Below are 8,310 nucleotides of genomic sequence, written 5' to 3'. Positions count from 1 at the left end.
GCAATGCGTGCCACATTCTTCTCCGTCATGCCGGCATGTCCGGCTGGCTATCCGTCGCGGTGCGATTCGCCGGCTGGCGATCCACCAATTTCGCAATGCTCTCGAGCAACAGCGACTCCTGATAGGGCTTGCCGAGGTATTCGTTGACGCCGATGGCCAAGGCGCGCTCGCGGTGCTTCTCACCGGTACGCGAGGTGATCATGATGATCGGCAGGTCTTTCAGGTGCTCGTCGTGACGCACCAGGGTCGCCACTTCGAAGCCGTCCATGCGCGGCATTTCGATGTCCAGCAACATGATGTCGGGCTTGTGCTCCTGCAACTGGGAGATGGCGTCCACGCCGTCCTTGGCGGTCAATACGTTCATGCCGTTACGCTCGAGCAGACGGCTGGTGACCTTGCGTACGGTGACCGAATCGTCCACCACCATGACCAGGGTCGGCCGATCCGCTTCGATTTCCGCGGCGCTCGCCGTGTGGCCGGGCAGGCGCGGCTGCAGTTGGTTGAGCAGGTGCGCATGCAGCACGCGGATGGTGGCCAGCAGGTCGAGAATCACCACCACCCGGCCGTCACCGAGGATGGTCGCCCCGGAAATACCGTGCACGCCGGCGAACTGCGGCCCGAGGCTCTTCACCACGATCTCGCGCGAACCGGCCAGGGAATCGACCTGCACCGCCACTGCGTGTTCGCTCGAGCGCACCAGGATCACCGGCAACGGCAGGCTCTGGCCGACCAGTTTGGGTTGCTGGCCGTTATTCAGCAGGTCGCCGAGGTACCGCAACTCGTAGGCCTGGCCGGCGTACTCGAAGCGTGGCGTATCCGCCGTGCCCGCGGCGCTCTGTTCGTAGAGCGCTTCCAGCTCGTAGGGCGAAATCCGCACGATGCCTTCGATGGTGTTCAGCGGGATGGCATACAGGTCTTCGCCCGACAGCACCATCAGCGCACGGTTGACCGACACGGTGAACGGCAGGCGGATGGAGAAGCGAGTCCCCTCGCCCGGCGTCGAATCGATGCTCATGGCGCCGCCGAGCTGCTTGACCTCGGAATGCACCACGTCCATGCCGACGCCACGCCCGGAAATCTGGGTGACCGCCGCGGCGGTGGAGAAACCGGCCTCGAGGATGAACTGGAGGATTTCGTGATCGCTCAGATCCGACGCCTCGTCCATCAGGCCACGCTCGATGGCCTTGCGCCGCACGGCATCGAGCCTGATCCCGCCGCCATCGTCGCTGAGGGTCAGGACGATATCGCCACCCTCGCGGCCGAGGTTCAGGCGGATAGTACCCTGCTCCGGCTTGCCGGCAGCGCGGCGCACCTCGGTCGACTCGATGCCGTGGTCGACGGCGTTGCGCAGCATGTGCTCCAGCGGCGCGACAATGCGTTCGAGCACGCTGCGGTCCATCTCGCCGTCGGCGTTGCCGAGGACGAATTCGACCTGTTTGCCCAACTCGCCAGCGACCTGCCGGACGATTCGCCGCAACCGCGGGACCAGGCGGTCGAAGGGCACCATGCGGGTGCGCATCAAGCCTTCCTGCAACTCGGTATTGACCCGCGCCTGTTGCAACAACAGGGTTTCCGCGTCGCGGCTGCGCATGGCCAGGGTTTCTTTCAGGTCGAGCAAGTCGGAGGCCGACTCGAACAGCGCACGCGACAGCTGCTGCAACTGCGAGTGACGGTCCATTTCCAGCGGATCGAAATCCTCGTAACCGGCGCGCTCGGCCTCGGCCTGGTAGCGGCTGAGGATCTGCGCCTGGGTTTCGATATCCAGGCGGCGCAGCTGATCGCGCACCCGGTCGATGGTCGCTTCCATCTCGCTCAGGGTGAAACCGAAATCGCTGACCTGCTGCTCGACCCGACCGCGAAAGATCGAGGTCTCACCGGCCAGGTTGACCAGGCCTTCGAGCAGTTCGGCCGGCACCTTGACCAGCTCCTGCGGGGCACGGCGGGCGGCGGCGTCCTGCGCCGCCTCCTGGGCGCGCCGCACGAACGGCAAGACTTTGGTCGCCTGTTCGCGGGCCGGCAGATCGCTGGCCGCGACTATCGGGGCGACCAGGCCGGGAGATTTCGCCGCCACCGGCTCAACGCCAGCGGCCGCACCCTCTTCCGACGCCAGACTGGCCTGCAGGCGCTGACGCAATTGATCGAGTTCTTTCTGCAGCCCTTCGAAACCCGACTGCACATCGAGGAACAGGCTTTCCGGCCAAGGCGGGCCCTGCAGCAGGGCCTCGCTCAGGTGCGTTTCGAGGTCATGGGTCAAGTCGCCCAGGCGGTTCTGCCCGGCCAGCCGCGCGCCGCCCTTGAGGGTATGCAGGACGCGCAACATGTCATCGATCGCCGCGCCATCGTCGCGGCTCTGATCCCAACGGCCCATGGCGGCTTCCATCGCCTCCAGCAGGTCGTCGGCCTCTTCCAGGAAGATGTCGAGGATGTCCGATTCGTCATCGTCCGGTTCCTCGCTCTGCGCCACCGCCTGGAGTTGCACGGCAGTCGGCATGCTCAGCTGCTGATCCGGGTTGGCGCGAAACTGCTTGATCGTCTCGATCAGCGCATCGCCATCGGCTGGCGCGCGTTTGTCACGCACGGCATCGAGCATCTCGGCCAGGCGATCGTGGCAAGCCTGAAGCAGGCCGAACAGTTCATGGCCAGGGCGCAGCCGACCATCGGCGAGCCCTTCGTAGAGGAATTCGAGTTCATGGGCGAGGTCGCCGATCTCGCGGATATCCGCCATGCGCGCACCGCCCTTGAGGGTGTGCAGATCGCGTTGCAGAGATTCCAGTTCGAGGCTGTTGTCGACGTCGTCCATCCAGCGCTGCAGGGCCGCGCCGGAGCTGTCGATAATGTCGAAACCCTCCTCGAGGAAGATCTCCACCAGTTCCTGGTCGGGCTGATCCTCGAGCGCTGCCGGCGGGGGCATGCCAGCGTCGCTTGGCGCGGCTTCGATGACGGCCGGCGACGGCGGGTCGACTGGCAGTGGATCCGGCTCAGGCTCAGGTTCAGGCCCGGCATCGTCGGCCGCCGACAGACTCGGCTCGTCCTCGTCCTCGCCTTGCAGCAATGCCAACAGCTCTTGTTCAACATCATGTTCGGCTTCGGCTTCGGCTTCGGCTTCGGCTTCGGCTTCGGCTTCGGCTTCGGCTTCGGCTTCGGCTTCGGCTTCGGCTTCGGCTTCGGCTTCGGCTTCGGCTTCGGCTTCGGCTTCGGCTTCGGGATCAGTCTCGGGGGCCGTCGTCGCCGCTGGCAAGCCCTGCGCGCCACCGCCCTGGCGGAAGCGCCGAATCGCCTCGATCAGCGCGTGCGGCTGCTGCATTGCGGCCTGCTTTTGCAACTGTTCCAGCAACAGGGCCAGGCAGTCATGGCTTTGCTGCAGCAGGTCGACCAGCGCCGGGGAATGGCTGAAGCGCCGGTCCACCAGGCCTTCGTACAAGGACTCCAGCTCATGGGCGAGGTCGCCGATCGGCCGGATTTCGGCCATCCGGGCACCGCCCTTGAGGGTGTGCAAATCGCGTTGCAGGGACGACAAGGCAGCCTTGTTGCCCGGTTCGGCAGTCCAGCGTTCCAGCGCCTGACCGGCGCTCTCGAGGATGTCCACGGCTTCCTCGAGAAAGATCTCGACCATCTCGGCGTCGAGCGTCTCATAGCCGGCGGGTCCAGCAGCAGGCTCGGGCTCGGGCTTGAAACCGGCATCCGCAGCGACCTGCCGCTCGATGGCCGTAAGGGTCTCGCCATCGTTCTCCGGGGCCCAGGGCGTCTGCTCGAGCGCCGCAGTGGCGGCCTCCAGTTCAACGGGCTGCGGGCCCGCCTGCCCTTCGCCGGACAACAGCGCCAGCGCGCGCGGATCCAGCGCTTCGCCGAGCAGGCGACGCAACGCCTCGACCCGCGCGGGCTCGGCACTGACCTGCAAGCCGGCGGCGACCTGGTCCATCATGCTGATCAGTGCTTCATGTGCCTGTTCGGCCTCGCTGAAGAAACGCTCGCTGACCGCCAGGCTGCCTTCTTCCACGGCACCATAGAGGTCGAGCAGGGCTTCACAGAGTTCATCGATCTGCGGCAATTCGGCCATTTCCGCGCCACGCCCCAGGGTCGTCAACTCGTCCAGCAAGGCACTCAGTTCCTGACGCTCGGACGGGTGCTCGCGCCAGCGCTGCAGCAACGCCTCGGCATCCAGCAGGATGTCCATGCCCTCGGCGAGGAAAATGCTGATCAGCTGCGGGTCGCGGGTCTCACCCTGCTCGCTCTGGCGACTGCTTTGCGCGGCCTCGAGACGCTCCTGATGCAGCTTGTGCGTGCGCTCGAGAAACTCCGGGGCCCCGGGCAGAGGCGCCAGCGGCTGCGTTTCCAGCTGCGCCAGGCCCAGGCGGAACAGCTTCTCGGCAGCGCTCAACAATTCGGCTTCGGCCAGGTCCATGGGGATCAAGTTGCCCTTGAACTCCTTGACCAGCTTCTCCAGTGGCGCGGCTATCTCTGCCACCGGCAGAATCCCGGCCATGTAGGCGCTGCCCTTGAGGGTGTGCAAGGCACGCTGCAAGTCGTCGGTGACCGGCCGTGGCAGTTCCTGGGCGCAATCGGCAAGGAAGCCGACCAGGGTATCGAGGTGGGTTTCCGCCTCGTTGCGGAAAATCTCCAACAGTTGCGGATCGAGGGGCTCGCCATAGAGGGGCTCGCCATCGAGCACGTCGACCTGTTCGGCGCCTGCCGCGACCGTCGCGACTTCGTCCGCAAGCGGGGCTGGCGGGGCTTCGGCCGCTGCCAGGCGCTGGCCTTTGGCCAGCGCATGCGCGGTGGCGGCCAGCAGATCGACATCGGCACGCTGGCGCTGGGCCTTGGCGGCGAATTCATCGACCAGGGCCGGCATCAGTGCGACCACCTCGGCCACCACCTGCAGCACCTCGGCAGCGGGTTGAATGCTGCGGTCGAGCACCCGATTGAGCAGGTTCTCGATCGACCAGCCCAGTTCGCCGATGACCAGCGCCCGGACCATGCGGCCACTGCCCTTGAGGGTGTGGAAGGCCCGGCGGATTTCGCTCAAGGCCTGTTTGTCGGCCGTATCGGCGCTCCATTGCGGGAGAAACTCGCCGATGGTCTCCAGGACTTCGCCGGCCTCTTCGACGAAGACTTCCAGCAACTCGTCGTCGACCGGTTCTTCATCGGCAGGCGGTGGCAGCAGGCTCGGCGGCACATCGTGAGCCGGCGGATTGATCGCCTGCAACGGCGCGGCCATGACATCGGCCAGCGACAGCGGCTTGTCGGCCGCGGGCGCAGGCTCGGTGACCGCCAGCGGCGCACTCGGCAGTTCAACCGCGGGCACGCCCAGCGACGCCAGTTCGGCCTCATCCCAATGGCCAGGGCCGCTCAACTCGTCCAGGTTCAGCTCTTCCAGCGGCTCGGCAGCGTCGCCGAAGTCCGCCTGCGGCGCTTCACCGAGGTCGCGGGTCGCCAAGGGTTCGCTTGCCGGTGGTTCGACATCCAGGTCGAGCGTCAGCGGGTCGGTTTCCAGCGCGGCAGGGCTGCCGCCGTCATCGTCAAGCAGCTCTGTGGCCTCGACCGCAGCCGTATCGATCTCGCCGAATTCGGCGCTCGGCGCCTCTGGCTGCGCGGGTTCGACCTGCGCGTCCTGCGGCTGCGCAGTCGGCTCAAGCGCCTCGGCCGGCTCATCGACCAGTACGTCGAGGTCATCCAGCGGGTCGGCAAGTGGTGCGAACTCTTCTTGCCGTGACTCGAGGGCATCGAGAATCGAGGGTTTTTCTTTCAGCGGATAGCCAAGACTTTCCAGGCTTTCCTCGGCCACATCGAGAATCAGCTCGCCCTGGCTGCCATGGTCTTCGGCCAGGCGCTCGAGGTAGTACTCGACGCTGGTGATGGCATCGGCCAAGGTGTCCAGGCTCTGCCAGTTCGGCACGGCCTTGCGCGCCAGCAGTTGTTCCTCGATGTAGCGATTGCAGGCATTGAGCAGCGCCGCGGCGCGCGCCAGCGGGATCATGGCCAGGCCACCACGTACCTGGGTCAGCAGCGCCGGCACACGTGCCAGGTGCTCGTGATTCCACTGCGAGGCAATGAATTCGATGATCGCGTCCTTGGCCTGCTCCAGACCACTGCGCGCTTCCTTGATCACCAACTGGTGAATCTGCGCCACGTCGGTGGTGGGCAGATGGCTCTCTTCGCGGCCACCGCTGGCGACCGGGCCGACCATGCCGGCCAGGGTCGCTTCGACATACAGCAGCGCGCCGGCCACATCCATCAGCACGGCATCGCTCGGCGCCTGGCGCCCGAGGGCCAGGCCGTGAACCACGTCGATCTGATCGAGGATGACTTTGCGTGGCTGACCGAAACCGAGCACGGCCAGGGTGTCGGCAATCTGCTTGAGCGGTGCCAGCAGGCCATCCAGCTCGGCCACCTGATCGCGGTCGCTGCGTACGAACAGGTCGAGGCTGTCCTTGACCCGCACCAGCTCCTCACAGAGCGCGCCGACCACCGAGCGCATCGCATCGCGGTCCGGACCGGCCAGGCGGGCACGCTCCTCGTCGACGACATCGGTGTCGGGTAAGGCGTCGTCGAGACGGAACTGTTCCTTCAAGGCCCTGATGCGCGGCGACTGCGCCGGCGCCTTGGCCACGTAGAACAACAGGTTCTTGGTCAGCTCGTCGGAGGCGGGCTGGTTGATGCCATCGGCCCCCTGCTCGAGCAGGCGCTTGAGCTCTTTATCGACCTCGCGCAGCAGGGTACGCATAGACGGGCTATTGACCACGCCACCGCTGGCCAGGCCCTCGACCAGGCCCGAGGCGATCTGCCACAAGGGGCCGAGCGGCGCGTCCTTGCACAGCGTCTCGAGACGGCCGAAAACCCGCGCCATGTAGCCCAGGTTGGTCGGCAGATCCTGATTGCGAATGACCCCGACCAGGGCCACTTGCAGCATCTGCCGCAGCTTGCGCAGCAGCGCCGGCAGCTCCGCGGTGCGCAGTTCGCCCAGGGACTCGGCCGACAGGGCCGGCGCGCGCACGGACATATCCGGGGAAAACAGGCTGGTTTCCGAGAGCAGCTTTTCGCCGCGGGCGGCGCGCAGGTCGTTGAGCAGTGGCAACACCACCATCGGCAAGTCGCGGCGGGCAGTCTGGATGCGGTCGAGGTAGACCGGCAACTGCAGGATCGCCTGCATCAGCACTTCCAGGGCTTCCCCCTGGTTGGCCACACGCCCTTCCATCAACGCCTGGGCCAGGTGCTCCATTTCTTCGGCGAGCAGCGCAGCGCCATAGAACTCCACCATCTGCAGAGTGCCGTGTACCTGGTGCACATAGGTCAGGCAGAAGCGCATGCGCGTCGAGTCCTGCGGATTCTCGACGTACGCCTCCAGGGCTTGGCGCGCCTGCTTCAGGGTTTCCGCGATTTCGCCTTTGACCCATTCCAGGGCGACATAGTCGTGTCGATCCCCCATAGCCACTCCACTCATATACTTGGCTCTGCCTTATCAGGCTGTTGAAAAACTACCTGCGTTGCCATCGCTGCGTTAAAAGCATGCTCGGATGCGAGCCCAGTCGGACTGCTCATTTACAGCTCGTAAAGTCGAATGCGACCCCAGTCGCGTCCTCGCCTGCTTTTGCCTTGCACTGGCTGCCTCGCCTACGCTTTTCAACGGCCTGCTATCCCTTGCGGGTAAACGCCAGCACTCGCTCGTCGGCCACCGGAAGCAAGTCCGGATGCTGCCAACCGACCACTTCACCCACTCCCACCACCAGCAGACCACCCGGTGCCAGGCGCTCGGCCAGGCAGTTGAGGATCTCGCGGCGACGCCAGCGACGAAAATAGATCAGCAAGTTCTGACAAAAAATGACGTCCATACCGGACATTGGCGCCTTGGCCAGCTCCAGCACATTGAGCCTGGCGCAACACACTCGCGACGCCAGGCTCGGTATCACCTTGAAACGTCCATCGGCCTGGGCCACAAAATAGCGTTGACCCAGCTGTGCATCGATTTGTTCCAACTTGCGCGCAGCATACTGACCATCGCGCGCCTTGCTCAGCGCGTTCAGGCTGATATCGGTTCCAGTCACGCCGAAGTGCTCGGGCTGCTCGCTGTCGCGCAGCACTTCAGTCGCCGTGATTGCCAACGAATAAGGCTCCTCGCCACTCGAGCAACCCACGCTCCAGAACTCCCAGGGATTGGTCAATCCTTGCTGCAGGCGCTCGCGCAGGTAGTGCTCGAGCACGTCGAACGATGGCCGGTGGCGAAAGAAACGGGTCTCCTGCACGGTCAGGCGATCCAGCAGGGTCGACCACTCGACTGCCCCGCGTGGGCCATCCGTGACCTGCCGGTAATAGCTG

At 65.4% G+C, this 8,310-nt stretch carries 2 protein-coding genes; both read right to left on the bottom strand.

Annotation, left to right across the window (positions count from 1 at the left end; translation table 11 throughout):
- Positions 1-25: 25 nt before the first annotated feature.
- A complete protein-coding gene (locus ABZE94_RS18285) occupies positions 26-7,423 on the bottom strand; it encodes an Hpt domain-containing protein (RefSeq protein WP_372877168.1) in 7,398 nt (2,465 codons plus the stop codon).
- 205 nt (positions 7,424-7,628) lie between these two features.
- Positions 7,629-8,310 (bottom strand): CheR family methyltransferase (locus ABZE94_RS18280; protein WP_372877166.1); only part of this gene is annotated, 682 nt, incomplete at its 5' end.

The sequence above is a fragment of the Pseudomonas sp. genome (assembly GCF_041601375.1).
Lineage (GTDB): Bacteria > Pseudomonadota > Gammaproteobacteria > Pseudomonadales > Pseudomonadaceae > Aquipseudomonas.
The sequence above is the reverse complement of the archived record's forward strand: the minus strand, read 5'-3'. Positions and strand labels throughout refer to the sequence as shown.

Bases quoted from the DNA above. Each gene is read 5' to 3' on its own strand.
- ABZE94_RS18285 (WP_372877168.1), bottom strand. From the start codon at position 7,423: ATGGGGGATCGACACGACTATGTCGCCCTGGAATGGGTCAAAGGCGAA.